The 25,386-nt window shown below is 73.0% G+C and carries 26 protein-coding genes; 10 read left to right on the top strand and 16 right to left on the bottom strand.

Annotated elements, in window-relative coordinates; translation table 11 throughout:
- Window positions 1–26 precede the first annotated feature (26 nt).
- Window positions 27–917: a universal stress protein gene (locus VR894_RS12005; protein WP_324651837.1), complete on the top strand. Its 891-nt coding sequence runs from the start codon at window positions 27–29 to the stop codon at window positions 915–917.
- Between the two features lie 22 nt (window positions 918–939).
- Here VR894_RS12005 and VR894_RS12000 read toward each other — a convergent pair whose 3' ends face one another.
- The 3 genes from VR894_RS12000 to VR894_RS11990 form a co-directional block, all read right to left on the bottom strand.
- The gene (locus VR894_RS12000; protein ID WP_324651835.1) at window positions 940–1,704 is read right to left on the bottom strand and encodes an ATP-binding cassette domain-containing protein; all 765 of its coding nucleotides are present in this window, start codon (window positions 1,702–1,704) and stop codon (window positions 940–942) included.
- On the bottom strand, window positions 1,701–2,246 hold the full coding sequence (locus VR894_RS11995; RefSeq protein WP_324651834.1) for a hypothetical protein: 546 nt from the start codon (window positions 2,244–2,246) through the stop codon (window positions 1,701–1,703). Before VR894_RS11995 ends, VR894_RS12000 begins: the two co-directional genes overlap by 4 nt.
- 157 nt (window positions 2,247–2,403) lie before the next feature.
- Window positions 2,404–2,652 (bottom strand): hypothetical protein, encoded by a 249-nt coding sequence (locus tag VR894_RS11990; protein WP_324651832.1) that lies wholly within the window; start codon window positions 2,650–2,652, stop codon window positions 2,404–2,406.
- 77 nt (window positions 2,653–2,729) lie between these two features.
- Here VR894_RS11990 and VR894_RS11985 point away from each other — a divergent pair, with 77 nt between their 5' ends.
- Together VR894_RS11985 and dinB are read left to right on the top strand one after the other, a co-directional pair.
- Window positions 2,730–3,551, top strand: a complete 822-nt coding sequence (locus VR894_RS11985) for an LLM class flavin-dependent oxidoreductase (RefSeq protein ID WP_324651831.1) — start codon at window positions 2,730–2,732, stop codon at window positions 3,549–3,551.
- 38 nt (window positions 3,552–3,589) lie between these two features.
- On the top strand, window positions 3,590–4,849 hold the full coding sequence (gene dinB, locus VR894_RS11980; RefSeq protein WP_324651830.1) for a DNA polymerase IV: 1,260 nt from the start codon (window positions 3,590–3,592) through the stop codon (window positions 4,847–4,849).
- Between the two features lie 42 nt (window positions 4,850–4,891).
- Here the strand turns inward: dinB and VR894_RS11975 are convergent, their stop codons facing one another.
- The 6 genes from VR894_RS11975 to mtnA form a co-directional block, all read right to left on the bottom strand.
- On the bottom strand, window positions 4,892–5,404 hold the full coding sequence (locus VR894_RS11975; protein ID WP_324651828.1) for a DUF421 domain-containing protein: 513 nt from the start codon (window positions 5,402–5,404) through the stop codon (window positions 4,892–4,894).
- 84 nt (window positions 5,405–5,488) lie between these two features.
- The gene (gene mtnK / locus VR894_RS11970) at window positions 5,489–6,730 is read right to left on the bottom strand and encodes an S-methyl-5-thioribose kinase (RefSeq protein WP_324651826.1); all 1,242 of its coding nucleotides are present in this window, start codon (window positions 6,728–6,730) and stop codon (window positions 5,489–5,491) included.
- 22 nt (window positions 6,731–6,752) lie between these two features.
- Complete coding sequence (locus VR894_RS11965) at window positions 6,753–7,781, bottom strand: ABC transporter permease (protein ID WP_324651825.1); 1,029 nt, start codon at window positions 7,779–7,781, stop codon at window positions 6,753–6,755.
- Window positions 7,781–9,325: a sugar ABC transporter ATP-binding protein gene (locus VR894_RS11960; RefSeq protein WP_324651824.1), complete on the bottom strand. Its 1,545-nt coding sequence runs from the start codon at window positions 9,323–9,325 to the stop codon at window positions 7,781–7,783. Before VR894_RS11960 ends, VR894_RS11965 begins: the two co-directional genes overlap by 1 nt.
- A 73-nt stretch (window positions 9,326–9,398) precedes the next feature.
- A complete protein-coding gene (locus VR894_RS11955; protein WP_324651823.1) occupies window positions 9,399–10,520 on the bottom strand; it encodes a substrate-binding domain-containing protein in 1,122 nt (373 codons plus the stop codon).
- Window positions 10,521–10,558: 38 nt separating this feature from the next.
- Window positions 10,559–11,596, bottom strand: coding sequence for an S-methyl-5-thioribose-1-phosphate isomerase (gene mtnA / locus VR894_RS11950; protein WP_324651822.1), 1,038 nt, complete (start codon window positions 11,594–11,596; stop codon window positions 10,559–10,561).
- 151 nt (window positions 11,597–11,747) lie between these two features.
- Between mtnA and VR894_RS11945 the strand changes: the two genes are divergently transcribed.
- Window positions 11,748–12,464, top strand: a complete 717-nt coding sequence (locus VR894_RS11945; RefSeq protein ID WP_324651821.1) for a GntR family transcriptional regulator — start codon at window positions 11,748–11,750, stop codon at window positions 12,462–12,464.
- A 27-nt stretch (window positions 12,465–12,491) separates the two neighbouring features.
- Here VR894_RS11945 and VR894_RS11940 read toward each other — a convergent pair whose 3' ends face one another.
- A complete protein-coding gene (locus tag VR894_RS11940) occupies window positions 12,492–13,034 on the bottom strand; it encodes a TetR/AcrR family transcriptional regulator (protein ID WP_324651819.1) in 543 nt (180 codons plus the stop codon).
- Window positions 13,035–13,121: 87 nt separating this feature from the next.
- Between VR894_RS11940 and VR894_RS11935 the strand changes: the two genes are divergently transcribed.
- Window positions 13,122–13,949, top strand: coding sequence for an SDR family oxidoreductase (locus VR894_RS11935; RefSeq protein WP_324651818.1), 828 nt, complete (start codon window positions 13,122–13,124; stop codon window positions 13,947–13,949).
- A 20-nt stretch (window positions 13,950–13,969) separates the two neighbouring features.
- On the opposite strand, the gene VR894_RS11930 is transcribed toward VR894_RS11935, so the two are convergent.
- From VR894_RS11930 to VR894_RS11920, 3 genes are read right to left on the bottom strand one after another with little or no spacing between them, the layout of a single operon-like run.
- Window positions 13,970–15,064, bottom strand: a complete 1,095-nt coding sequence (locus VR894_RS11930) for a RuBisCO large subunit C-terminal-like domain-containing protein (protein ID WP_324651817.1) — start codon at window positions 15,062–15,064, stop codon at window positions 13,970–13,972.
- Window positions 15,061–16,080: a transketolase family protein gene (locus VR894_RS11925; protein WP_324651816.1), complete on the bottom strand. Its 1,020-nt coding sequence runs from the start codon at window positions 16,078–16,080 to the stop codon at window positions 15,061–15,063. Before VR894_RS11925 ends, VR894_RS11930 begins: the two co-directional genes overlap by 4 nt.
- Complete coding sequence (locus VR894_RS11920) at window positions 16,080–16,991, bottom strand: hypothetical protein (protein WP_324651815.1); 912 nt, start codon at window positions 16,989–16,991, stop codon at window positions 16,080–16,082. Before VR894_RS11920 ends, VR894_RS11925 begins: the two co-directional genes overlap by 1 nt.
- Window positions 16,992–17,266: 275 nt before the next feature.
- On the opposite strand from VR894_RS11920, the gene VR894_RS11915 reads away from it, so the two are divergent.
- From VR894_RS11915 to VR894_RS11895, 5 genes are read left to right on the top strand one after another with little or no spacing between them, the layout of a single operon-like run.
- A complete protein-coding gene (locus VR894_RS11915) occupies window positions 17,267–18,316 on the top strand; it encodes a BMP family ABC transporter substrate-binding protein (RefSeq protein WP_324651813.1) in 1,050 nt (349 codons plus the stop codon).
- 21 nt (window positions 18,317–18,337) lie between these two features.
- Window positions 18,338–19,900 carry an ABC transporter ATP-binding protein gene (locus VR894_RS11910; RefSeq protein WP_324651811.1) on the top strand — a complete coding sequence of 521 codons (1,563 nt, stop codon included), beginning with the start codon at window positions 18,338–18,340 and terminating at the stop codon, window positions 19,898–19,900.
- Entirely contained in the window at window positions 19,890–21,098 is a 1,209-nt protein-coding gene (locus tag VR894_RS11905; RefSeq protein WP_324651809.1) for an ABC transporter permease, read from the top strand. Before VR894_RS11910 ends, VR894_RS11905 begins: the two co-directional genes overlap by 11 nt.
- Window positions 21,098–22,015 (top strand): ABC transporter permease, encoded by a 918-nt coding sequence (locus VR894_RS11900; protein WP_324651808.1) that lies wholly within the window; start codon window positions 21,098–21,100, stop codon window positions 22,013–22,015. Before VR894_RS11905 ends, VR894_RS11900 begins: the two co-directional genes overlap by 1 nt.
- 15 nt (window positions 22,016–22,030) lie before the next feature.
- Entirely contained in the window at window positions 22,031–22,486 is a 456-nt protein-coding gene (locus VR894_RS11895; RefSeq protein ID WP_324651807.1) for a cupin domain-containing protein, read from the top strand.
- A gap of 14 nt (window positions 22,487–22,500) precedes the next feature.
- Here the strand turns inward: VR894_RS11895 and VR894_RS11890 are convergent, their stop codons facing one another.
- Genes VR894_RS11890 through VR894_RS11880 form a run of 3 tightly spaced genes read right to left on the bottom strand, consistent with a single transcriptional unit; the run spans window position 22,501 to window position 25,381 of the window.
- Complete coding sequence (locus tag VR894_RS11890; RefSeq protein ID WP_324651806.1) at window positions 22,501–23,268, bottom strand: nucleoside phosphorylase; 768 nt, start codon at window positions 23,266–23,268, stop codon at window positions 22,501–22,503.
- 12 nt (window positions 23,269–23,280) lie between these two features.
- On the bottom strand, window positions 23,281–24,066 hold the full coding sequence (locus VR894_RS11885; RefSeq protein WP_324651804.1) for an S-methyl-5'-thioadenosine phosphorylase: 786 nt from the start codon (window positions 24,064–24,066) through the stop codon (window positions 23,281–23,283).
- The gene (locus VR894_RS11880; RefSeq protein WP_324651803.1) at window positions 24,059–25,381 is read right to left on the bottom strand and encodes an amidohydrolase; all 1,323 of its coding nucleotides are present in this window, start codon (window positions 25,379–25,381) and stop codon (window positions 24,059–24,061) included. Before VR894_RS11880 ends, VR894_RS11885 begins: the two co-directional genes overlap by 8 nt.
- Window positions 25,382–25,386: the final 5 nt, after the last annotated feature.

The raw sequence follows: 25,386 nt of genomic DNA, 5'->3' as shown, positions 1-25,386 counted from the left end.
TACCACTGAGGGAGGAGGCGAGGACGATGAGATCCCAGACCTACGGCCCCACGGGCGCGATCGTCGTCGGTGTGGACGGGTCGCCGCTGTCCGACGCAGCCCTGCGGTGGGCCGCGGCCGAGGCCGAACGGACCCAGCTCCCGCTTCACGTCGTCCACGTCTTCGTCCACGTGGCCGTGATCGGTGGGTACGTGTCCTTCACGGCCGACCCGGAGGAGCTTGCGGGGCACGTGCGCGACGAGGCGGTGCGCACGGCCCGCAGTGAGCGCCCCGACCTCGAGGTGACGGCCGAGATCCGCGTGGGCGCGGCGGCCCCCGAGCTCATCGCCGCGTCGGAGGGCGCCGCGATGCTCGTCCTCGGCGCTCGCGGCCACGGCCGTGTCGCCGGCCTGGTCATCGGGTCGGTGTCCCAGCAGGTGGCGATGCACGCCGGGTGCCCGGTGGTCGTCGTCCGTGGGGTGGGCGTGGATCCGGCAGCGCCGGTGGTCGTGGGGATGGACGGCTCGGCCGAGTCCGTCGGGGCCCTTCGTTTCGCGGTGGGCCATGCCCGTGCGCTCGGTGCCCCCGTCCGGGTCGTGCGGTCGGAGTACGTCGAGTCCCCGCCGGGGGTCCCTCCCGGCGCGTGGTACGGGGAGCTGGTCGAGCAGACGCGGCAGGTGACCGCGGACGTCCGGTCCATGGTGGAGGAGCGCTACCCCGGCGTGGAGCTGCGGGTGGTCCGCGAGCACCCCGTCGCGGCGCTCGTGGAGGAGTCTGCCGACGCGAGCATGCTCGTCGTGGCGACTCGCGGGCTCGGCGGGTTCGCGGGGCTGCTGCTCGGATCGGTGAGCCAGGGCGTGCTCACGCGCGCGACGGTGCCCGTCGCCGTCGTCCCCCGGTCCGAGGCCGAGGAGGCTCCCGCCGATCCGGCGGGCTGACCGGACCCAGCGGTGCCGACCGTCAGTCCAGCAGGTGGCGGAGGTAGCGTCCCGGCGCCTCGAGGAAGCCCTGCCAGTGACGCACGATCTCCAGGTCCTCCCACGGGACCTGGGTGATGCCGGCGTCGTCGAGCTGGAGGATGCGTGCCCCGGGCAGGGCGGTGAGCAGCGGGGAGTGGGTGGCGCACAGCACGTGCTTGCCGGCGGCCGCCAGCTGCGCCAGCACGTCGGCCAGGGCGAGGGACGTCGTGAAGGACAGGGCCGACTCCGGCTCGTCGAGGAGGACGACGCTTGCCCGCCGCACCCAGGTGCCCGTGAGCATCTCGACGAAGGACTCGCCGTGGCTCACCTGGTGGAGAGGGTGGGACACCGGCGGGCCGTCGCCGGGGTCACCCGTCGCCGCGAGGTAGGAGACGAAGCGGTGCATGGTCTCCGCCCGCAGGAAGAAGCCCGCACGCCCGTACGCCGTCGTCGCCAGGGCCGAGTCCCGCACCGTGCGCAGGCGTCCGCCGAGGTCGGACTCGTCGCCGCTCGGCGGTCGGTCCGCGCCGCCGCGGTGGTCGCTCGACCCGCCGTCGGCGGGGATGTCGAGTGCCTCGGCCACCGCCTCGACGATCGTGGACTTGCCCGCCCCGTTCTCCCCGACGAGGAAGGTGACGCCCGCGGGCACCTCGAGCCCGTGCTCGAGCAGGTGGGCGACGGCGGGGACGGAGTCCGGCCAGCGCGACGGGTCCACCGCGGCGTCGGGGCGCCGCTCGACGCGGAGCACGGGAGCGCGGTCGGTCACGCCCCTACTGTGCCACCGACCGGTGCCCGGTCCGCGTGCGCGGCGCGTGCGGTGACGACGATCGTGGGGACGAGCACCACCAGCCAGGGCAGCGCCCAGCCCCACAGGCCCATGGCGAGCAGGCCGACCTTGAAGAGCGCGACGCCACCGAGCCCCACCAGCCGCCTGTGCGGGTCGTGGGAGAGCGCGAGCACGCCGACCGTCGCCTCGTAGCCGACCCCGACGACGGTGCCCCACACCCGCGGGTGCTCCGCGAACGTCAGGCGCCACAGCTCCTCGAGCGGCCCGAGGCTCCACGGGGACAGGTCGACGAACCACGTCCCGAGCTCGGCGTAGACCTCCGGGCGGGTGGTGACGAGGACCGTGTTGAGTGCGGCACCGCCGAGCATCATGCCGCCGACGACGATGCCCACCCGTCGGGGCCAGCGGGGTGGCGTGCCTCCGGGCGGTGCAGGTGCGGTGGTGGCCCGACGGCCACCTCGGGTGCGCACGGCACGCACTCCCGTGGCGAGGACGGTCGTCGGCATCCGGTGGACAGCCACCGGGCCACCTCCTCAGCAGCCGTGGCGGGATGGACCCGCCGTCCGCGATCGCGGCGTGCGCCGTGGCCGGTGCCGGGGAGGCCCCGGGGTCGCACGTCCATGGTCTCGCCGGACGCGTCGGCCGCGCCAGGGCCATAGGTCCTCCGGCCGGCGTCCCTCAGCCGGACCGCTCGAGCCCTGCCACTCCCGGCGCATATCCCTGGGCCAGCCCGTCGGTCAGGGCGGCGATCAGCGCGGGGACGTCGTCGGCGGCCACCCGGACGGTGCCGGTGCACACCTGGTCGCGCCACAGCGAGAGCACGACGACGCCGTCCTCGTGGTGCCACGAGGCGCGCAGCACCCGGCCTCCGCCTCGGGAGTCGGCGAAGACCTCACCACGCGCGGGTAGCGCGACGATGCGTCCCATGAACCCATGATCCTCCCTTGACCTCGATCTGACCAGGGCCCCTTCCCGCTGTCGCACCACCCGAGTAGCGTCGCGCCATGAAGTTCGGCGTGGTCGCCTCCTTCGCCTCACCCGACCAGGTGCTCGAGATGGCCGTCGCGGCGGAGGACGCCGGCTGGGACGGGTTCTTCACCTGGGACGGCATCAGCGTCGGTGACGTCGACACCTTCGACCCGTGGGCGCTGCTCGCCGCGGTCGCCGTCCGCACGTCACGCATCCGGCTCGGCGCCATGGTCTTCGCGCTCGCGCGTCGCCACCCGTGGAAGGTGGCACGGGAGGCCATCACCGTCGACCACCTCTCCGGCGGCCGGCTCGTCATGCCTGTCGGTCTCGGCGCCGTCGACGACGGCGGGTTCAGTCGCGTGTCCGGCGCCACCACCGACCGCCGCACCCGCGCCGAGCTCCTCGACGACGCGCTCGCCATCCTCGACCTCGCCTGGTGCGGGGAGCCGTTCAGCTACGTGGGCACCCACCACCGCGTGGAGGACCTCGTCTTCCGGCCGCGGCCCGTCCAGCGCCCGCGCATCCCGATCTGGGTCGTGGGCGCCTGGCCCGCCCCCCGCTCGATGACCCGGGCCGTGCGCTGGGACGGGGTGCTGCCCGCGCCGATGAGCGGGCCGGGGACCCCGGTGACCCCCGGGATGGTCGCCGAGATCCGCGCCTGGGTCGCCGAGCGGCGCGAGAACACGGGCTTCGACGTCGTCGTCGAGGGTGTGCTGCCCGAGGACGACGCGGCCGGGGCGGCCCGGGCGCTCGCCGACGCCGGGGCGACCTGGTGGGTCGAGTCGCGCTGGGAGGGCGCAGCTGCCCGGCCCGCGAACCTGCTCGCCCGGATCCGCCAGGGACCGCCGCGACTCTGAGGCCCCTATTCGAACGTCTGTACGAGTATGCTGGAGCCGTGTCCACCGGGCCCACCATCCTGCACGCCGACCTCGACGCGTTCTACGCCTCGGTCGAGCAGCTGCTCCAGCCCGCGCTCCGCGGCCGGCCCATCGCGGTCGGGGGGAGCGACCGCGGCGGCGTCGTGCTCGCCGCGTCCTACGAGGCCAAGGCGCACGGGGTGCAGGGCGGCATGGCGGGGTGGAAGGCCGCGCAGCTGTGCCCCGGCCTCACCTTCGTGCGCGGGTCCTTCCACCGGTACCAGGCGATCGCCGACGACGTCATGGGCATCCTCGGCGACGTCACACCGGTGGTGCAGCGGATCTCGATCGACGAGGCCTTCCTCGACGTGTCCGGCTCGACGCACCTCTTCGGCCCGCCGGCGGCGATCGCCACGCACCTACGCGACAGGGTGCGCCAGGAGGTCGGCCTGCCGATCTCCGTCGGCGCCGCCCGTACCAAGCACCTGGCGAAGATCGCCTCCCAGGTCGCCAAGCCGGACGGACTGGTCGTCGTCGAGCCCGACGACGAGCAGGCCTTCCTCGACCCGCTGCCCGTGGGCCTCATCTGGGGTGTCGGCCCGGTGACCGGGCGCCGCCTCGCCGACCGCGGGATCCACACGATCGGTGACCTCGCCCGGACGGAGCGGTCGGCGATGGAGCGGCTCCTCGGCCGCGCGACGGGTGGGACGCTGCACTCCCTGGCGCACAACGAGGACCCGCGGCGGGTGAGCACCCAGGCCCGCGCCAGGTCGGTCGCGGCGCAGTCGGCGATCGGGCGCCGGCCGGCGACGCCGGAGCTCGTCCGTGAGGTGCTCGGGCACCTCGCCGAACGGGTGGCCGGCCGGCTCCGCGCCAAGGACCGGGCGGGCAGGACGGTGACCGTCCGGGTGCGGTTCCTCGCCATGCGGTCGGTGACCCGGGCCCTCACGCTGCCCGGCCCGGTCTCCGCGACGCTCACGCTCACCGAGGTCGCGGAGCGGCTGGCATGGCAGGCGATCGGCGAGGAGCCGGGGGAGCGGTCGGAGATCACGCTGCTGGGCATCTCGGTGTCGAACCTCGCGCCCCAGGTGGCGATCCAGCTCGAGCTGCCGCTGCCGCCGCCGGACCCCTGGCGCGCGGGGTCGGAGACCGGCGCCGCGCGCTGGGCGCTGGACCGCTCGATGGATGCGGCCCGGGAGCGCTTCGGGCGCGCCGCCGTCGGCTACCTGCCGGCCACGATGGGCCACGCCACGAGCGTCCCGGAGGAGTTCCGCGAGCTCGCCGAGCACGACCTGTGACCGCGCAGGGCCCCGGCGAGCGGGCGGTCCTGCTCCGCCCGGTCACCCGACGGTGTTCACGCCGTCGAGCGCGGTGCGGGAGCCGAGCTTCTGCGCGGGGATGACGCTGAGCGAGCCGTCGCTCTCCAGGACGACGGCACCGATGTCGGCGAGGTCGCCGTTCCCGGTCGCGCGCACCGCCTGGCGCAGCTCACCGAGGGTCACGCGCTGCTCGCGCATGGCCCGCTCCAGCGGCTGCCCGTCCCGGAGCAGCAGGGTCGGCCGGGCGGTGATGACCGTCCGTGACCGCGGGGCCCGCGTGGACGTCCAGGTCACCACCAGCTGCAGCACCGCGAGCAGGGCGAGGGCTGTGACGCCCTCGGACCACGAGACGTCCGCGCTGAGCAGGATCGTCGCGAGCGTCGAGCCCAGGGCGACGGTGACGATGAGGTCGAAGGCGTTGAGCTTGGCAAGCGTGCGCTTGCCCGTCAGCCGCAGGACAACGACCAGCGTGACGTAGGCCGCGGCGCCGACGGCGAGGACTCGGACGATGTCGGACCAGGAGTCGAACCACATGGTTCAGGCCTAGCACGGCGGCCGGGGCCGGGCGAGCGGGCCGAGTGGCTCCCGGTGCGAGCGACCGACGGTGCAGCGACCGGCCTACCCGGCCGCGAGGGTGGTCTCGCTGGTGCGGGTACGCGTGAGGATCTCCTGCGCGCCGGCGGCGAACGCCTCCGGGCTGCTGTCCTCGAGGTAGGTCCGCACGGCGTGGCGGGCGTGCTGGAGCACCCCCCGGGCGGCGCCCTCGCGCAGCGCCTCGGGGAGCGTCTCGATGTCCGTCGTCTTCGCGGCACCGACGATCCGGCGCGACATCTTCGCGGCGGCGAACAGCCACATCTCCTGCTGCCAGCGCGTCAGCAGCTCCTCGAGGAAGGGCTCGCGCCACACCCGCGGGTCGAGCCGCTCGGGCCACCGGCGGCGGAACTCCTCCTCGAAGGCCTGCCACGTCTGCGCGGGGAGGGACAGCACCCACTCCGCACGCTCGTCCTCGCCGAGCGCGTAGGCCCGCGCCGCCGCGATGACGAAGTTCGCGCAGATCGCGCCGAGGTCGAAGGCGACCGGCCCGTAGAAAGCGAACTCCGAGTCGAACATCTTGACGCTGTCGGCCACGCCGTCCGCGCCACGCACCATGACCGAACCGGTGTGGAGGTCGCCGTGGATCAGCGCCTCGGCGTGCGTCATGAACAGCCACTTCGCCCGGCCCATCGCGGTGACGAACTCCTCGTCGGCCGCGAGCTCCGCGGCGTCGGGCTCGTTCGCCGGGATGGTGCTGTTGCGACCGGCGTCCACGCACGGCTCGGTGAAGACGAGGTCCTCGGTGATGGTGCACAGCTGCGGGTTGACCGAGTCGGCGAGCCGGCGGGCGAGGTCCTCGCGCTCGACGGCGAAGGTCGAGGTCCCGAAGGCCACTGCGGCGACGTAGCGACCGACGGCCGCCGCCGCGCCGTCGTGCCGGAGCCCGTCGTTGAGGGCGCCCCGCCACACGCGGTGGTCACTGAGGTCCTCGAGCCCGATGATGTAGCGCGTGCCGTCGTAGTCGTACACCTCGGGCGTCAGGCCGGGGGCCAGCGCGCCGTGGGCGCGCAGCGAGGTGACCTCGAACCGGGCCCGCTCCGGGGTCATCGGCCACCCCTCGCCGACCATGCGGACGTAAGGCAGCGCCTGCTTGAGGCACAGCCTGCGGTCGTCCGCGTCGCGCAGCAGGAAGACGAGGTTGAGGTTGCCGTCGCCGACCTCGTCGACGGAGACGAGCCGGTCGGCGTCGATCCGCTCGGCGAGGGCCGGCACGGACCGGATGTGGTCCGCGACGTTCTCGGCGGTGAGGAACTCGTACTCGGGCATGACGAACGACCACCTTTGGTCTCTAGGTCGCTGGTGTGTAGCGAGCCTTCTTGCGGGAGAGGGTGAAGGAGAAGAGGAGGGCCACGATGAGCACCGTGCCCTTGGCGGTGTCCTGGTGGTAGTACTGGAAGCCCTTCATCGTCAGGCCGGTGAGCACGATGGCGATGAGCACGGCGCCGAGCAGGGTGCCCCAGGCGTTGGGCTTGCCCTGGCCGAGCACCGACTGCCCGACGAGCGCCACCGCGACCGCCTCGAGCAGGCTGGAGGCGCCGGCGTTGACGTCTCCCTGCCCGATCCGGGAGACGAGGATGAGGCCGCCGACGGAGGCCAGCAGGCCCGACAGCACGTATGCCAGCGCCCGGTAGCGCCCCACCCGCACCCCGGTCAGCCGCGCGGCCTCGGGGTTGGCGCCGATCGCGTACATGATCCGCCCCCACGTCGTCCGGCTGAGGAAGAACCACGACGCGACGACGAGGAGGAGCATGATGACGACGGGCAGCGGGAAGGGGCCGACGAACCCGCGGTCGATGAGGAGGAAGTCCGGCGTGAAGCGCCCCGGGGCCACCGAGCCGTCGCGCAGCACCATCCCGCTCGTCACCGACTGGCCCGAGACCGGGATGAGCTTGACCCCCTGGATGACGAACATCATCCCGAGCGTCGCGAGGAGGTCGGGGATCTTGCAGACGACGATGAGGAAGGCGTTGACCAGGCCGACCACCGCGCCCGCGAGGAGCACGACGCCGATCGCGGTGGTGCCGGTGAGGTTGTAGAACACCATCGTCATCGCGGCCATCTGCACCGCGAGCCCGGCGGCCGAGCCGATGGACAGGTCGAGGCCCCCGACGACCATGGTGAAGGTGACCCCGAGCCCCAGGATCGCCGTCACCGACGCGAACTTGAGCATCGAGAACAGCGACCCCGACGTCGCGAAGGCCGGCTCGGTCAGCGCGAAGTAGACGAACAGGACGACGGTGACGGCGATGAAGCCGTACTTCACCGTCGCGTCCTGGACCTTGACGAGGGGAGTGGTGTGCTGGGCGAGCTGGGCCATCAGGCCACCTCCGACATGCTGCTGATGATTGCGCGGTTGTCGACCTCGGACGTGTACGCGTCGAGCCCGATGCTGCCCTCGACCATGACGATCACCCGGTCGGCGACCTCGCGGAGCTCCTCCACGTCGCTGACCAGGACGACGACGCAGGCGCCGCCGGCCGCCTGCTCGCGGGCCTTGTGCGCGATGTCGCGGCGGGCACCGAGGTCCACCCCGCGGAACGGTTCGTCCAGGAGCATGACCCGCGGCTCCTCGCGCAGCCAGCGCGCGACGACGACCTTCTGCTGGTTCCCGCCGGACAGGGAGTCCATGTCCTGCTCCGGACCGGTGGCGACCACGCCGTAGGAGTCGATGATGTCGGTGGCCACCTGACGCTGGCGGCGGCTCCGTACGAGACCACCGGGGCTGATCTTGCCGAGGAACGGCAGGGTCCCGGTGGCCGCCACGGTCCAGCCCGGAAGCATGGCCTCGGCCGCCCTGTCCTCGGGTGCGAGGTACACGCCGCGGCGGACGGCGTCGTGGGTGTGGCGGGGGGCGTAGGGCTTGCCGTCGAGCTCCATCGAGCCGCTGCGCAGCCGGTCGGCGCCGAAGACCGCGCGGGCCAGCTCGGTCTTGCCCGCGCCGATGAGGCCGATGACGCCGGTGACCTCGCCGTACCGGAGGTCGAGGTCCAGCGGGGCGGACCGGGTGAGCAGCTGGACGCCGCGCAGGCCGACCGCCACGCGGTCCCCGCGGTACTCCTCGTGGGAGCTCGCCTCGAAGCGGATGGTCTCGCCGAGCATCGAGGTGACGGCGGCCGACATGTCGAAGGGCGCCGTCTGCCGGTCGTGGATGCGGCCGTCGCGCAGGACGACGAGGTCGTCGGACAGCGCCCGGACCTCGCTCAGCCGGTGGGAAACGTAGAGGATCGCGACGCCGTCCTCCCGCAGCCGGTCGATGAGCGCGAACAGCCGCTGCGCCTCGCTCTCCGAGAGCGTCGACGTCGGCTCGTCGAGCACGAGCACCGTGGGCCGGTGGTTGAGCGCCCTGGCGAGCAGCAGCATCTGGCTGTCGGCGATGCCGAGCTCGAAGGAGTCCTTGAGCAGCGTCGCGTCCGACCAGCCGAGGTCGAGGGTCTCGGCGATCTCCCGGGCCCGGGGGAGCAGGCTGCGCAGCGAGGTCACGGGTCGCAGCCTGCCCTGGACGAGCTCCTCGAAGACGAGGTTCTCGGCCACGGTGAGACCGGGCACCATGCTCTCGTCGACCCGCTGGTGCACGGTCTGGATGCCGTGGTGGGCGGCGGACATGGGCGAGGAGATGTCCACCGGCTCTCCGGCGACGAGGATGCGGCCTCCGTCCGGGCGGTAGACGCCGGAGAGGATCTTGATGAGCGTCGACTTGCCCGCGCCGTTCGCCCCGAGCAGGGCGGTGACCCGGCCGGGGAACAGGTCGAGGGAGACGCCCTTGAGCACCCTGTTCGGCCCGAAGGACATCGTCATGTCCTCGAGCGTCAGGGCCGGCTCGGCCAGGGCGCCGTCGGCCGGGGTCCGGCTCGTGTCGCGCACCGTGTCGCCTCTCATGGTCTGCCTCAGGGGTCGGGCCGGGTGGCGGGGCCGAGAGCCCCGCCACCCGGGGCGGTCAGAAGGTCACCGAGGGGATCCAGTCCGCGGAGGACACGTCGGAGATGTTCAGCGCGGGCTCCGCCGCCCGCAGGTCCTCCATGTTGCGGACCTCGTTCTCCCGCAGGAAGTCCTGGGTGATGAGGATCGGCGGGAACTCCACCTTCATCTCCTCCAGCTCCCCGGCCATGTGGAGCGCGAGGGTGCGCACCACGGCGGCGCCGATCGCGTTGGGGTCGGTCGCACCGGTGGCCACCCAGGGGCTGCCGTCGGCGGTCATGAGCTCGATGTCGGCGGTCGAGATGTCGGCCCCGTAGACGAGGACCTCACCGAGGTCGGCGTTCTGCTCCATCGCGGAGAGCGTGCCCTTGGTCAGCTCGTCGTACGGAGCGTAGATCGCCGCGACGTCCGGGTTCGCCTTGAGCGCGTTGTCCACGAGCGGCGCGGTGTCGGTGGCGGTGGAGTTGGTGAACGTCCCGGTGAAGAACAGCTCGTTCCACCCGTTGTCCGCCTTGTACTCCTCCCAGACCGCGTGCCGCCGGTCCAGCGGCGCGATGCCGAGGACGTTGACGTAGCCGACGTTCTGGTCGCTGCCGATGTCCTCGACCATCTTCTCCAGGACGAGCCCGGCCATCTCGGCGTCGGACTGCTGGGTCTGGACCGCGTCGGGAGCGCACTGCTGGATCTCGACGTCGTAGATGATCACCGGGATGCCGGCCTCGATCGCCTGGTTGACCCCGGGGCACAACGTGTCGGGGAAGCCGTGCCGGACGATGATGCCGTCCGGCTGGGAGGCGATGGCCTGGTCGAGCTGGGAGGCCTGGGTGGCGTTGTCGCCCTGCGCGTCGTAGACGGAGAGCTCGGCGCCGAGCGCCTCGACCTGCTGGCGGGTGCCGTTGAGGTACTGCTGGAAGTAGTCGCCCTGTCCGCTCTGCTGGACGATGGCGATCTCCAGGCCCTCCTGGTCGAACGGTGCGGGGGCGTCGGCAGCGGGCGAGGCGACCTCACCCTCGTCGGTGGCGGCCGGAGCCGGCCCGGCGGCGCCGGTGCTGGCGTCGTCGCCGGTCGCGTCGCCCTGGCTGCACGCGGTCAGGAGGAGGGATGCGCCGGCGAGGCCGGCCAGGATGGTGCGTGTCCTCATGGTGGGTCCTTTCGAAGGGGCAGCCGGGGACGACGGCGTCAGCCGGCGATCTGGGACAGCAGGTCTGGTTGCGGGGTGAGGGCGGGCTCGACGACGCCGTGCTCGGTCACGATGGCGCTGATGAGGTCGTTCGGCGTGACGTCGAAGGCGGGGTTGAAGCCGCGGGCGCCCTCCGGGGCGGTCCGCACCCCGGCGAAGGCGACGACCTCGTCGGAGTCGCGCTCCTCGATGAAGATGTCCTCGCCGCGCTTGGTCCCGAGGTCGACGGTCGACGACGGCGCGGCGACGACGAAGGGGATCCCGGCCCTCGCGCAGGCGAGGGCGAGGCCGACGGAGCCGACCTTGTTGGCGGTGTCCCCGTTGGCGGTGATCCGGTCGGCGCCGATGATCGCGACGTCGACGAGGCCGCGCAGGATGGTGCTCGCTGCCGCGCCGTCGGCCTGGATGACGTGGTCGATGCCGTCCTTCATGAGCTCCCAGCTCGTCAGGCGGGCGCCCTGGAGGAGTGGCCGGGTCTCGTCGGCGTAGACGAGCCCCAGGCTCTCCCGCTGGTGGAGCTCGTGGATGATGCCGTAGGCGGTGCCCCAGGCACTGGTGGCCAGGGCACCGGTGTTGCAGTGCGTGACGACGCGCACCTGGTCGAGCCCGGTGCGCGCGAGGATCCAGTCCGCACCGAGGGCGGACAGTCGGCGGTTGGCGCTCTCGTCGTCCGCGACGACGCGACGCGCCCGGGTGAGGACCTCCGCCACCCCGTGGGGGACGGCGTCGCGGACCTGGTCCACGCCCCAGGCCAGGTTGACGGCGGTGGGGCGGGCGGTACGGATCCGCTCGATCTCCCGGTCCAGCCGGCCCGCGTCCCAGCCCTCGCGGGCCCCCTGCCCCATCGCGACGGCGACGCCGAGGGCTCCCGCCGCGCCGAGTGCGGGTGCCCCGCGGACGGCGAGTGTCTGGATGGCCTCGACGAGGACGTCGACGGTGGTGACGTCGATGTACCGCTCCTCGGCGGGCAACGCAGTCTGGTCGACGAGCCGGATCATCGGCTGGGGTTCGTCGAGCCACTCAACGGCGAGAACCATTGCACCTTCCCTTCGAACTGCGTTGTCCGACAACTGGTGTGCACAAGTTAGGGCGACGTTTGACGACTTGTCAACGGTTTCGCGCTCGCGGCGGTACAGTCGTCTCGCCGGCGCGACTCGGGGGTCGGCCGACGTGGACAGGAGGGCACTGATGGCGCGCACGGGAACCCTGGTCTCCCAGGTGTCGGAGAACCTCCGCAGCGCACTGGCGGCGGGCCAGTACGCGGCCGGCAGCAAGCTTCCGCCGGAGTCCGAGCTGAGCAGCAGCTTCGGGGTGTCGCGGCCCACCGTCCGGGCGGCGCTGCGCGAGCTGGAGACCCTCGGACTGGTCAAGACCGAGCACGGGGTGGGCACCTTCGTCGTGGAGCAGCCCGCCGTCCGCACGGGCCTCGAGCGCCTCGACTCGATCACCGAGTCGATCCGCGCCACCGGCAGAGAGCCCGGCATGGTCTACGCCAGCAGGCTCATCCGTCCGGTGCTGCCGGAGGAGGCCGCGAAGATGGAGGTCACCGGGGACACCGAGGTCCTCGAGCTGCGCCGCACCATCCTCGCGGACGGTGAGGTGCTCGCCTACTCCTACGACCTCATGCCCGTGCGGCTGCTTCCCAAGGACTTCCGCCTCGACGAGGTCGACGGCTCGATCTTCGGCTTCCTGCGGGAGCGGGTGGGCCGGCAGCCGGCGACGGCGGTGGCCGAGGTGCACGCGGTGGCCTCCAACCACGTCGGCTGGGGCAACGAGGCCGCCACCCACAACCTGTTCCTCCTGCTCAACCAGATCCACCACGACGCCACCGGCGAGCTGCTGCTCTACTCCCGCACCTACTTCATCGAGGGCCGGTACACGTTCTCGCTCGTCCGCGGCGTGTGAGGTCCCGGGCCCGCTGCCCGGCCGGTCTCAGGCCAGCGCGGCCCTGACGACCAGGTCGAGGGCCGGCCGGACGTCGGTGTCGTCGTCCCGCGCGATCCGGTGCAGGATGAGGCCCTCGCAGCAGGCCATGACGGCGCTGGCGGCGGTTCCGGGGTCGCGGGCGCCCAGATCGCGCAGCACCGGCTCGAGAGCGGTCGCGAACAGGGCTCGGCCACGCCAGAGGCTCTCGCGTAGCGCGGGATGGTGGCTGGCCTCCATGAACAGGACGAGCCGCGCGGTGGTCACGGTCCGCTGGTCGCGGGTGATGTGGTCGACGAGGGCGACCAGGGCCTCCAGGAACTCGTCGGTCGACGTGGGGGCGAACGCCGCGCCAGCGCCCGCCAGCTCGCGTTCGACGATGGTGTCCGCCGCGGCCGTGAGCAGGGCGTCGCGGGTCCGGAAGTAGTTCGACGTCGACCCGGGTGGCAGCTGGGCGTGCTGGTCGATCCGGCGGTGGGTCAGGGCCCGGAGGCCTCCGGTGCCCAGCAGGTCGATGGCCGCGTCGAGGGCACGGTCGCGTAGGGGACTCACGTAGCGCACTATAGACGTAGTGGCGGCGGGACTACGGGCGTAGTACAGTGGGGGCCTGGAGCACGATCGGTCAGTAAGGCGACGACTATGCCAACAGCACTGGTGACCGGGGCCGGACGAGGCATCGGACAGGCGATCACCCTCCGGCTGTCCCGCGCCGGCTGGACCGTGCTCGCCGGCGTCCGGGACGACGTCAGCGGCGAACGGCTCACCGCGGAGGACGGGCGCATCACACCCGTCCGGCTCGACATCACGAACGAGGCGCACGTCCTCGCCCTGGCCGACCGGCTGCCCGACCGCCTCGACGCCCTGGTCAACAATGCCGCCATCGGCGTGCTGGGCCCCATCGAGGCCGTGACGTCGGCGGACCTGCGACGCCAGTTCGACGTCAATGTCCTGGGCCAGGTCGCGGTCACGCAGGCCGTGCTCCCGCGGCTGCGAGCCGCCCGTGGCCGGATCGTGTTCATCTCCTCGACCGGCGGCCGGGTGGTGGTGCCCATGGAGGGCGCCTACTGCGCCTCGAAGTTCGCCCTGGAGGGACTGGCCGACGCACTGCGTGCGGAGCTACGGCCGTGGCACATCCGGGTGTCCGTCGTGGAGCCCGGTCCGACCGACACCGATCCGTGGCGGGAGATCCAGCGGATCATCGACGACATGGAGGAGCGCATGTCCCCGGAGCACCGGGACCTCTACGGCCGACACACCGCCGGACTGCGCAGCGTCGTCCGGCGCCTCGGGCCCCGCGCACTGCCGCCGGACGCCGTCGCTCGGGTCGTCGAACAGGCGCTCACGGCACGCCGGCCACGTGCCCGCTACCTGGCCGGGACCGCCGCGCACGTCATGGTCGCCATGAACCGGGTCCTGCCCACCCGGCTCGGCGACGCCGTCGGCGCCCGCATCGGTGGCATCGACTAGCGTCGCGCCCACGGGCGGCCCTACGCGGCAGACTCGACCGCCTCGCGCATCCGGGCGGCGTTCGTCGCCAGGTCTCCCCGGTGGAGCGCCCCGCCGACGAGGAGCGCGACGTCCCGCCCGTAGAGGTCGAGCAGCTCGGGAAGCCGCTCGACCGTCATCCCGCCGCCGGGCGCCGGAAGGGCGGGGGCGAGCCGTCCGCGCGGCGCGGCGCACTCGTCCCGGATCTCGGCGCACTGCTCCGGGGAGAACGCGAAGCGCCCGCCGTGGCTGGGGAAGACGCACAGGTCCGCCCCCGCCAGCCGGTTGACCAGACCGAGGAGCAGCCCGTGGGCGATCCCCTGGGAGGCGCTGACGATGTGGGAGCCGAGCATCGACGGGTGGCTCATGACGGGCAGCGCGAGCTCGTCGTCGTCCGCGAGCGCGCGCATCGCGTCGAAGCCGCTGATGCCGGGCAGCACGAGCAGCGCCCCGGCACCGAGCGCCTTGGCCTCGTGCGCCCGCTCCTGGACCTCCGGGGCGGGGACGTTGAGCGAGGGCATGTACAGCGCCCGCCCGCCCGTGCGCGAGTTCGCCTCCCGCACGGCCTCGGCGCAGCGTGCGACGCGCTCGCGCCACGGCGCCCACGGCTGGTCCCCGAGGGAGTGGTCGTCCTTGATGATGTCGAGGCCGGCGACGGCGAGGGTCCGGGCCACCTCGGCGAGCTCGGCCGCGCTCGACCCCATGGGTTTGAGCGCGGTGGCGAGCAGCGCGCGCCGCGGTGCGGCGAGGAGCTCACGCATCCCCGCGACGCCGAAGCGCGGTCCACGCAGCCCGAGCACGTCGTCGTCGGGAAGCCGCACGTCCACGACGCGCACCCCCTCGAAGATCGAGACGTTGCCCCACAGCACGTTGAGCAGCTGGGTCAGCCCTCCGGCGAGCACGCCGGGGGCGTAGGAGACGACGACGGAGTCGGTGTCGCGGTCCTCGACCCGGCCGACGATCTCCTCCTGGATCCACGGGGCGGCGAGGTCGGCGGGGAACTCGATCGTCTGCTCCACCCGGATCGCCTCGGCGACCTCGTCCGCGTCCCGCCCGGTGACGCGGTAGCGGACGTGGAGCCGGTCGGTCGCGTTCACAGGGCCTCCGCCTTCGCGGTCGAGTGCACGTCGGTGACCCGGACGTCGACGAGGTCGCCGTCCGCGATGTGGAGGTCGCGCCCGACCGCCTCCTCGACCGCGCGGACGAGCGCGGCGGCGTCCATCCCGTACTCGGCGAGGAGGTAGCGCTGCGAGGCCCCGTGCGCGTAGGTGTCGTCCAGCCCGAGCCGGGTGAGCGGGACGCCGACGCCCCGGTCGGCGAGCACCTCGGCGACCGCCGACCCGAGCCCACCGACGCGCAGGTGGTTCTCCATGGTGATGACGCGCTGGTGCGGCCCGCCGAGGGCCTCGATGACGACCGGGTCGTCGAAGGGCTTGAGCGTGGAGACGTGGAGGTGGCGCACCCGCACGCCCCGCTCGCGCACCACCGGCAGCGCCCGCAGCGCCTCCTCGGTGCAGATGCCCTCGGTGAGCACGAGGACGTCGGCCGGGCCGCCGTCGGGGCTCAGGTCGCGTGCCTTGCCGAGGACGAAGGGCTCGTCCCTGGGGAAGAGCCGGGGCATCTCCCCGCGGAGCATCCGCACGTACACCGGCCCCGGGGCGGCGTGGACGACGTCGAGGACGGTCTCCACCTCGGTCGCGTCCGCGGTGGACAGCACCGTCATGTTCGGGACGGCCCGCATGACGGCGACGTCCTCGATCGCCTGGTGGGTGACCCCGCCCGGGGTGGTGACGCCGGGCAGGAAGCCGATGAGCCGGACCGGGAGCGCCGGGTAGGCCACGGACATGAGGAGCTGGTCGAGCGGCCGGCGGTAGAGGAAGACGGCGAAGGTGTGCAGCCACGGCTCGAAGCCTTCGCGGGCCAGCCCGGCCGCGAAGCCGAGCATGTTCTGCTCCGCCATCCCCATCGAGAAGTAGCGGTCGGGGTAGGCGTCACGCCACGGGCCGACCTCGCAGGAGTTGGTGAGGTCGGCCGTGAGGACGAGCACCTCGGGCTTGTCCGCGCTCCACCGGATGAAGTTCTCCAGGTGCGGGCGGCGCACGATCTCGGTCATCAGCTGGTCCTCCCAGCGAGCTCGGTGTAGGCGTCGGCGTAGGCCTGCCGCTCCGCGTCGCTCGTGAAGCGCAGGTAGTGCAGGACGGGACGGCGCTCCTCCAGGAGCGGCAGCCCGCGCACGGGGTCGGTGTAGGCGAGGACGACGTGCGGCTTGCCGGTCTCGCGCCGCATCGCCGCGAGCAGGGCCGGCAGGTCGTGGCCGTCGACGGCGTCGACGCTCGCCCCGAAGGCGCGGAGCCGCTCGGCGACCGGCTCGATGGTCATCACCCGGTCCATCGGACCGTCGCACTGGGCCGCGTTGACGTCGACGACGACCCGCACGGTGTCCAGGCGGTGGAAGGCGAGGGCCGCGAACGCCTCCCAGGTCTGCCCCTCCTGGAGCTCGCCGTCGCTCATGAACACCCAGGTGCGGCCCGTCTCTCCCTTGAGCCGGCGGCCGAGCGCGATGCCGCCCGCCTGGGAGAGCGCCTGGGAGAGGGACCCGGTGGTCGTTTCGAACCCGGGGGAGTGCTCGGCGCCGATCATCTCGACGGTCGAGCCGTCCGCGTTGAACTGGTCGAGCGCGTCCGGGGAGAGCCTGCCGACCTCGATGAGGGCGGCGTAGACGACGAGGGCGTAGTGGGCGGGCGAGACGATGAGCCGGTCGCCGTCCGGGGACGGGGCCCCGTGGACGACGGCGCCGGTCCGCGGTGCCTGCCCCGGTCGCGGGACCGCGGTGAACGGGGGCGGCGCGTACGGCTCGTCGACGTCACCGAGCGCCAGTGCCCCGCCGTAGCAGGCGGCCAGGAGCTCGGCCGCGGAGCACGCCTGGCTCATGTAGCCGCCGTTGTTCTTCAGGGTGTGCTCCAGCACGCGACGGCGGATGCCGTGGGCGATGGCGGTCAGTCGTTGTGGATCGACGTCGATCACGTTCGGCTCCCCGATGTCAGACAACTGTGGGGCGTACCCTACCCGACTCGTCGCGGCTGTCCTTCTGTTCGGCGGTGGGCAGTTTTCCTTGCGCCCCGCGGTGTGCCGCGCCGGAACCCGTTGACCTGCCGCTGTGAGCAGCGTTACAGTCCACGCGACTGGTCGAGGTTGTCAGTCAACTGCCGAGTCGACGGTGCGGTCGAGGTCGGACGCACCGCTCCCGAAGCGCACACCCCGCGGTCCCTCCTGGGCCGCCCACAGCGGAGGAGTACACAGTGGCGACAAGGAAGTGGGGCCTGAGGGCCACGGCTCTGGGGCTCGCCCTGGGTCTGACCGCGTGCGGTGGGGGAGGGACGGACGAACCGGACGCCGGGAACGGCACCGGCGGCGGTGAGGGCCCGAGCTTCGTCTACATCACGAACACCCCGATCGGGATCAACCAGTTCCTCGAGCTCGGCAAGATCGGCATCGACGCCGCCGCCGAGGAGTACGACGGGACGGCGAAGACCTACGAGAGCACCGACGACCAGAGCCGGCGCTCCAACCTCGAGGCGGCGATCGCCGAGCAGCCCGACGTCATCGTGCTCATCACCTTCGACTTCGAGGACCTCGCCAAGGAGTACGCCGAACAGAACCCGGAGCAGAAGTTCCTGCTCATCGACGCCTGCCCGGCGGACGCCCCGGAGAACCTGCACTGCGCGGTCTTCCGTGAGCAGGAGGCCTCGTACCTCGTGGGCCTCGAGGCAGGCATGCTCAGCGAGACCGGCAAGGTCGGGTCGGTGATGGCGGTCGACATCCCGTTCCTCCACCGCTACACCGACTCCTTCGCGCTCGGTGCGCAGAGCGTGGACCCCTCGATCACCGACAGCCAGCTCGCCATCGGCGGCAGCAACCCGTTCGCCGACCCGGCGCGCGCCAAGGAGCAGGCGCTGGCGATGGCGGCCACCGGCGTGGACCACGTCTTCGCCGTCGGTGCCGGCAGCAACGGCGGGATCTTCGAGGCCGCCGCCGAGCAGGACTTCTACGCCTACGGCGTCGACGTGAACCAGTGTCCGATGGCGCCGGGCCACGGCGTGGACAACACGATGAAGGCCGTCGACGTGCTCGTGGTCTCCGGCATCGGTGACATCCTCGACGGGACCGCCGAGCCGGTCCGCTCCTACGGCCTGGCCGAGGGCGGGATGGACCTCACCAGCCTCATGGAGGGCGCGGACGAGTCCGAGTGCATCGTCATGGACCATCCCGAGGTCCTCGCGGCAGTCGAGGAGGCCAAGCAGGGCATCATCGACGGCACCATCGAGGTGCCCGACCCGGCCGCCCCGTGAGCCGGCCCGGCGGGTGGCGCCGTGGCTGAGCTGGAGCTGCGGGGCATCACCAAGCGCTTCCCCGGCGTGCTGGCCAACGACCGGATCGACCTCACGGTCGCCAAGGGCGAGATCCATGCGCTCATGGGCGAGAACGGGGCGGGGAAGTCGACGCTCATGTCCATCCTCTACGGCCTGCACCGGCCCGACGAGGGCGAGATCTGGTTGCGCGGTGAGCGGCGTGAGTTCGGCTCCCCGATCGACGCCATCGACGCGGGTCTGGGAATGGTGTTCCAGGCGTTCAAGCTGTTCCCGTCCCTCACGGTCGCGGAGAACGTCGTCTACCGGGCCGAGGTCACCCGGCGCGGCCTCCTCGACCGGCAGGCGGCCAACCGGCGTGTCGCCGAGATCGCCGACCGCTACGGACTCGCCGTCGACCCGGCGGCACGGGTGGACCAGGTGCCGGTGGGTGTCCTGCAGCGGGTGGAGATCGTCAAGGCGCTGTACCGGGACGCGCAGGTGCTCATCCTCGACGAGCCGACGGCGGTGCTCACCCCGCAGGAGGCGGACAAGCTCTTCGGGGTGCTGCGCGCCCTGGCCGACGACGGCCGCACGATCATCTTCATCACCCACAAGCTCAAGGAGGTCCTGGCGATCTCCGACCGGGTGACCGTCCTGCGTGACGGGCGGGCGGTGGCCACGCTCACCACCGGGGAGACCGACGCCGCCGAGATCGCCCGCCACATGACCGGCCGGGACGTGGAGCTGCAGGTGTGGCCGCCCGCCCGGGAGCCCGGTGCGCCGGTGCTCGAGTGCGAGGGGCTGCACGCCGAGGGCGCCGACGGCCGCGTGGCCCTCGACGACGTCAGCCTCACGGTGCGCGCCGGCGAGGTCGTCGGGATCGCCGGTGTCGCGGGGAACGGCCAGGCGGAGCTCGCCGAGGTGGTCGCCGGGCTGCGACCCGTCACCGCGGGCTCGATCCGGATCTCGGGCGCCGACGTCACCGCGGCCCCGGTGGCCGTCCGGCGCTCGGCCGGCCTGGCCTACATCCCGGAGGACCGGCACGACGTCGGCACGGCGCCGGCGGCGGACACGACCGACAACCTCTCCCTCGGCCACCACCGCCGCCCTCCGCTCGTCCGGCGCGGTCTGCTGCAACGTGGGCGCATGGTGGAGCGGGCCCGCCGGCTCATCACGAACTTCCAGATCAAGGTGTCCGGACCGGACACCCTCGTGGGCACCCTGTCCGGCGGCAACCTGCAGAAGATCGTCGTCGCCCGGGAGCTCGACCACGGCTCGCCGCTGCTCATCGCGGAGCAGCCGACACGCGGCGTGGACATCGGCGCGATCCAGTTCATGCACGGCCAGATCGCGCAGTACCGCGACAGGGGTGGAGCGGTGCTGCTCATCTCCGCCGAGCTGTCCGAGATCCTCACCCTCTCCGGGCGGATCCTCGTGATGTTCGAGGGCCGCGTGGTCGCCGAGCTCGACGCCGCGACCGCCACCGAGGCCCAGCTCGGTCTGCTCATGGCCGGTGGCGGCACCGACCCCACGGCCGCAGCCGCGGGGGCTCCCGAGCGGACGGGGCACAGCGATGGGCGTTGACACGGCTCCGGTCCTCACCCCGCAGCCGGGGAGCTCCCCGGAGGTGTCGGGCGGACGGTTCCGGCGGGCGGGCGCGGCGCTCGGCTCGGCCGCCACGGGCCCGGTCGTCGTCTCGGTCGTCGTCGCCCTCGTCATCGGTGCCGGGATCCTCGCCGTGGCAGGGGCCGACCCGGTCGCGGCCTACCGGGTGATGGTGCGCGGCTCGCTCACGGGCCCCGGGCTGGTCAACACCTTCGAGCGGGCGGTGCCGCTCGTCGGGATGGCGCTCGCCCTGTCCGTCGCGTTCCGCGCCGGGGTGTTCAACCTCGGCGGGGAAGGACAGCTCGTGCTCGGCGGCCTCGCCGGGACGGTCGTCGCGCTCTTCGTCCCCGGCCCCGGCGCCCTCGTCATGGTGCTCGCCCTCGTGGCCGCCGTCGTCGCCGGCGGGCTGTGGGGTGTGCTGGCCGCACTCCTCCAGACGAGCCTGGGCGTGCCGATCCTCATCAGCAGCCTGCTGCTGAGCTACCCGGCCCGCTACCTCAGCTCCTACCTCGTGCGTTTCCCGCTCAAGGAGAGGGACTCGAGCATGGTGGCCACCGAGCCGGTGCCGCCCGGCACCCGGCTGCCGGCGCTCGTCTCCGGCGACTCCGGGCTGGGCCAGTGGCTGTCCTCGACCCTCGGCGACTCGGTCCTCGTCCGGCTGACCAGCCGGCTCGACTGGAGCCTCGTCGTCATCGTCGCGCTCGTCGTCGGGGTGGCACTGGTCAACCGCCGCACGCCGGCGGGCTTCGAGGCCGGCCTCACCGGGCTCAACGCCGGCTTCGCCCGCTACGCCGGCGTCCGCACCGACCGGCTCACCGTCGTCACCATGTTCGCCAGCGGCGGCATCGCGGGTCTCGTCGGGGTGATGCTCGTCCTGGGCAGCCAGATCAGGCTGATCGACGGTGCGCTCGTCCAGACGAACTACGCGTGGACCGGCCTGCTGGTCGCCCTGCTGGCCGCGAGCCGGCCCGTCGGGGTGGCCGTGGCGGGCGCGTTCTTCGCCGCGATCGTCGTGGGCGGTGAGGCCATGCAGCGTGAGGCCGGCGTCTCGGCGCAGATCTCCCAGGTCATCCTCGCCGTCGTCATCGTGCTCTTCGCCGTCCGGCTCCAGATCACCTGGCGACGGCGCCGGACGGCCGCCGTCCGCTCAGCCACCGACGACCCGGGGAGGGTGTGATGGTCCTCGGTGACCTCGTGGACGGCGCGCTGCTCGCCTCGGTCCTGCGCGCCCTGCTGCCGATCCTGCTGGCCGCCCTGGCCGGCCTCATCTGCGAGCGGGTCGGCGTCTTCAACATCGCGCTCGAGGGGCTCATGCTCGCCGGTGCGTTCGCGGCCGTCGCTGGCTCCTTCTACACCGGCAACGCCTACGTCGGTGTGCTCTGCGGTGTGGCGGCCGGCGTCCTCGTCGCGGCCGTGCTCGCCTACGGCGCGGTCACCCGCAAGGGTGACCCGATCGTGCTCGCCATCGCGCTCAACCTCCTCGTCGTCGGGCTCACGAGCTTTCTCATCACCGCCCTGTGGGGGGTGCGCGGGGTGTTCCAGGATCCCGGGATCGTGGGGCTGCAGCGCCTCCCCGTCCCACTCCTCAGCGACCTCCCGTGGATCGGTCCCGCGCTGTTCCGGCTCACGCTCGTGGGCTACCTCGCGCTGGTCCTCGTCCCGGTCGTCCAGGTGGTGCTCTTCCGCACGCCGCTGGGCCTACGGCTGCGGGGCGTCGGGGAGCGGCCGCTGGCCGCCTCCAGCCTCGGTGTCCAGCCCGCCCGCTACCAGGTCGGGGCGGTGCTCGTCTCCGGCGCGCTGTGCGGCCTCGGCGGTGCCCAGCTCTCCCTGGGCAACGTCGTCCAGTTCGCCGAGAACATGACCGCGGGGCGCGGCTGGATCGCCGTCGTGGCCGTCATGCTCGCCCGGGCGCACCCGGTCGGGGTGCTCGCCGCGGCGCTGCTGTTCGGCTTCGCCGAGGCGATCGGCTTCCGCCTCCAGGGCCAGGGCCTGCCCTCCCAGATCACCGAGGCCGCGCCGTACGTCGTCACGCTCGTCGCCCTGCTGTTCGCCCGCAAGCAGTTCGCCCGGGTGCGCACCAGGGTCGCCACCTGACGTGGAAGGAGTGCCATGTCCGACCTGACCGCCCGGGAGGTCGTCGAGATCCTCGGGCTCGAGCCGCTGCCCGAGGAGGGCGGCATGTACCGCCAGACCTACCGTGACGAGCTGGTGAGCCCGATCTACTTCCTCACGGCCGGGGACGACTTCTCCGCGATGCACGCCCTCGACGCCGTCGAGGTCTGGCACTGGTACGCGGGGGCGCCGCTGCGGATGCTGCTGCTGCATCCCGACGGGTCCGTGACGGAGCCGGTGCTCGGCGCCGACCTGCGCGCGGGGCAGCGTCCCCAGGTCGTCGTGACGTCGGGGACGTGGATGGGTGCGTCCTCGGCCGGGGAGTGGACGCTCGTCGGGACGCAGGTCACCCCGCTGTTCGACTGGGACCGCTTCCGGCTGGGCCGACGGGAGGAGCTCACGGCGGACTACCCCGCGGCCGCGGACCGGATCGCCGACCTCACGCGCGGCTGACGGCCGCCGGGGCGTCAGCCGACCAGGGCCTCGAGCGCACAGCGCAGTGCGCCGTCCACGGCCCGGTGCACGATCTCGCGGAAGGGCTGGTAGTCGGACATGCCCTCGTCCTCCTGCGCCAGCGGGTTGCCGTCGACGGCGAGCACCGCCCCCGCCGGCACGGCGTGCAGCGCGGCCGTGACCAGGAGCGCGGCGACCTCCATCTCCACCGCGACACAGCCCGCCTGCTGCCACAGCCGGTGGTCGGAGCCCAGCACGGGGTGGGGGTAGAAGGCGTCGGAGGTCAACACGACGCCCCGGTGCCGCTCGAGTCCGGTGCGCCCCGCGGCCTCCCACAGCGCGAGCGCGAGCTCGGCGTCCGCGACCGCGGGGAACTCCGGTGGGACCAGCTGGACGGAGAGGCCGTCCCGCCGCACCGCGCCGGTGGCGACGACGACCGCACCGTCACGCACCCCTGGCTGCATCCCACCCGCGGTGCCGGAACGGATGATGCGCTGCGCCCCACCCCGGCAGAGCTCCTCGAACGCGACCGCTGCGCCGGCCGCCCCGACGCCGTGGGACATGACGCTGACCTCGGTGCCGCGGTAGGTCCCGGTGAAGGTGAGGTACTCGCGGTTCTGCCCGACCTGGCGCGCGTCGTCGAGCAGCTCGGCCGCGACCTTGCGCGCCCGTTCCGGGTCGCCGACGACGAGGACCCGGCGCGCCAGGTCACGCACGGGCACCCGGGTCAGGGTGAGCGTGTCGTCGGGGCCGAGGCGGACGGGTGGGACGGGCGTGGTCATCGGGTCTCCTTCTCAGACGTCGTCGAGTGCCTGGCGGCACGGACAGGTGCGCTCGGCGGGGATCGCGTCGAGGAGGGCGGTGAGCGCGGTGCGGATGCGGACCTGGTTCTGCGCCATCCGCCGCCACACCTGGCCACCGGTCACGGGGTCGTCGTCGGCCTGCACGCCGGCGTCGTGGTCGGAGACGAAGGAGAGGTTGACGCAGCACATGGCGAGCTCACGCGCCAGGGCGGTCTCGGGGTGCTGGGTCATGCTCAGCACGTGCCAGCCCATCTGCTGGAACCACCGTGACTCGGCGCGGGTGGAGAAGCGTGGGCCCTGGATGACCACGGCCGTACCGGTGGGGTGGTAGCGCTCGCCCAGCCCGTCGAGCACGGAGCGGGCGACCTGGCGCAGGTGTGGGCAGTACGGGTCGGCGACCGAGACGTGCACGACGTCCGGGCCGTCGTGGAAGGTGTCGGCGCGCCCCCAGGTGCGGTCCACGAACTGGTCGCACAGGACGAACTCGCCGGGCCTCATCTCCGGGCGAAGACTGCCCACCGCCGAGGACGTGAGGACCGTGCGCGCACCGAGCCGGTGCAGGGCCCAGAGGTTCGCGCGGTAGTTGATGGTGTGCGGCGCCAGCTCGTGCTCACGCCCGTGGCGGGTGAGGAACGCGACGTCCGTGCCGCCCTCGGTGCGCCCGAGCGACACGCTGCTGCTCGGGGGGCCGTACGGCGTCTCGACCCGTTCCTCCCGCGGGTGGTCCAGCAGCTCGTAGAGACCGGACCCGCCGATGACGCCGATGAGCTCACCCATCGGCGCTCCCGGCAAGCTCCTGGCGGATGCGGGTGGCGGTGCGGTTGACCTCGGCACGGACCTCGGCCTCGTCGAGCACCGTCACCCGGCCGTCGTGGACCAGCAACCGGCCGCCGACGACGACGTGGCGCACGTCCTGGCCCTGGGCGGAGAAGGCGAGGAAGGACTCGACGTCGTGCAGCGGGGTGCCGCGCGGGGTGTCGGTGCGCACGACGACGAGGTCGGCCCACGATCCTGGCGCCAGCTGCCCGGTCTCGGGGAAACCGGCGGCGCGGGCTCCGTCCCGGGTCGCCATGGCCAGGACGTCGGCCGCGGCGAGTGCGTCGACCTGCCCGCGGTGCCCGCGCTGGACGATCGTCGCGGTCTTGATCTCCTCGAACATGTCGAGGGTGTTGTTGCTCGCCACGCCGTCGGTGCCCAGGCCCACGGTGAGCCCCGCGGCGAGCATCTCGGGGACGGGCGCGACCCCGGAGCCGAGCTTGAGGTTCGACACCGGGTTGTGCGCGACGGAGGCCCCGGCTGCCACGAGCAGGTCGATGTCCTCGGGGGTGGCGGTGACCGCGTGGGCGGCGAGCACCGGCACGTCGAGGAGGCCGAGTGAGGCCACGTGCCCGATCGGCGTCCGTCCCGTCGTGGCGAGGCTGCGCTCGAGCTCCGCGGCGTCCTCCGAGAGGTGGATCTGCACGCCGGTCCCGGCGCCGGCGGCCCGGCGCGCGACCTCCCGGATGAGCTCGGGCGGGCAGGTGTAGGGCGCGTGCGGGCCGAAGGTGATGCGAACGTGGCGGTCGCCGGCGAACTCGGCGGCCAGCCGCTCGGTGAGGTCGAGGGCGCCGCGCCCGTCCTCCGCGCTGGCGGCGGGGAAGGGCACGGCGTCGGCCGTGAAGAGGGCCGGTGCGGCGAGCACCCGCATCCCGGCGCCGACGACCTCTCCGAGCAGGCCCGCGTCCCAGCGGAACATGTCGGCGAACGTCGTCGTCCCGGACCGCAGCATCTCCACGAGCGCGAGCCGCAGGCCCCACGTGAGGTCGGCGGTGGTCAGCCGGACCTCGAAGCGGCGCATGTCCTGGAGCCAGGCGCTGAGGGCCTTGGAGTCGGAGTAGCCGCGCAGCGGGGTCATGGCGGAGTGCGCGTGGGCGTTGACCAGGCCCGGGATGACGACGTCGCCCGACACGTCCAGGTCCCCGCCCGGTCCGCGACGGGGACCGACGTAGGTGATGGTGCCGGCGCCGTCGCAGGCGACCTCACCGTCCACGTGCACCGTGCGCGCGTCGTCCATCGTCACGACCGTGCCACCGACGATCCTGGTCTCGGCCACTGCCA

This window comes from Georgenia sp. H159 (genome assembly GCF_035607575.1).
GTDB lineage: Bacteria > Actinomycetota > Actinomycetes > Actinomycetales > Actinomycetaceae > Oceanitalea.
This window is presented reverse-complemented; position numbering and strand designations above follow the sequence as displayed.

Coding starts and splice junctions, on each gene's coding strand:
- VR894_RS12005 (WP_324651837.1), top strand. CDS start 27: ATGAGATCCCAGACCTACGGCCCCACGGGCGCGATCGTCGTCGGTGTG.
- VR894_RS11990 (WP_324651832.1), bottom strand. CDS start 2,652: ATGGGACGCATCGTCGCGCTACCCGCGCGTGGTGAGGTCTTCGCCGAC.
- VR894_RS11985 (WP_324651831.1), top strand. CDS start 2,730: ATGAAGTTCGGCGTGGTCGCCTCCTTCGCCTCACCCGACCAGGTGCTC.
- VR894_RS11975 (WP_324651828.1), bottom strand. CDS start 5,404: ATGTGGTTCGACTCCTGGTCCGACATCGTCCGAGTCCTCGCCGTCGGC.
- mtnK (WP_324651826.1), bottom strand. CDS start 6,730: ATGCCCGAGTACGAGTTCCTCACCGCCGAGAACGTCGCGGACCACATC.
- VR894_RS11965 (WP_324651825.1), bottom strand. CDS start 7,781: ATGGCCCAGCTCGCCCAGCACACCACTCCCCTCGTCAAGGTCCAGGAC.
- VR894_RS11955 (WP_324651823.1), bottom strand. CDS start 10,520: ATGAGGACACGCACCATCCTGGCCGGCCTCGCCGGCGCATCCCTCCTC.
- mtnA (WP_324651822.1), bottom strand. CDS start 11,596: ATGGTTCTCGCCGTTGAGTGGCTCGACGAACCCCAGCCGATGATCCGG.
- VR894_RS11945 (WP_324651821.1), top strand. CDS start 11,748: ATGGCGCGCACGGGAACCCTGGTCTCCCAGGTGTCGGAGAACCTCCGC.
- VR894_RS11935 (WP_324651818.1), top strand. CDS start 13,122: ATGCCAACAGCACTGGTGACCGGGGCCGGACGAGGCATCGGACAGGCG.
- VR894_RS11925 (WP_324651816.1), bottom strand. CDS start 16,080: ATGACCGAGATCGTGCGCCGCCCGCACCTGGAGAACTTCATCCGGTGG.
- VR894_RS11905 (WP_324651809.1), top strand. CDS start 19,890: ATGGGCGTTGACACGGCTCCGGTCCTCACCCCGCAGCCGGGGAGCTCC.
- VR894_RS11900 (WP_324651808.1), top strand. CDS start 21,098: ATGGTCCTCGGTGACCTCGTGGACGGCGCGCTGCTCGCCTCGGTCCTG.
- VR894_RS11895 (WP_324651807.1), top strand. CDS start 22,031: ATGTCCGACCTGACCGCCCGGGAGGTCGTCGAGATCCTCGGGCTCGAG.
- VR894_RS11890 (WP_324651806.1), bottom strand. CDS start 23,268: ATGACCACGCCCGTCCCACCCGTCCGCCTCGGCCCCGACGACACGCTC.
- VR894_RS11885 (WP_324651804.1), bottom strand. CDS start 24,066: ATGGGTGAGCTCATCGGCGTCATCGGCGGGTCCGGTCTCTACGAGCTG.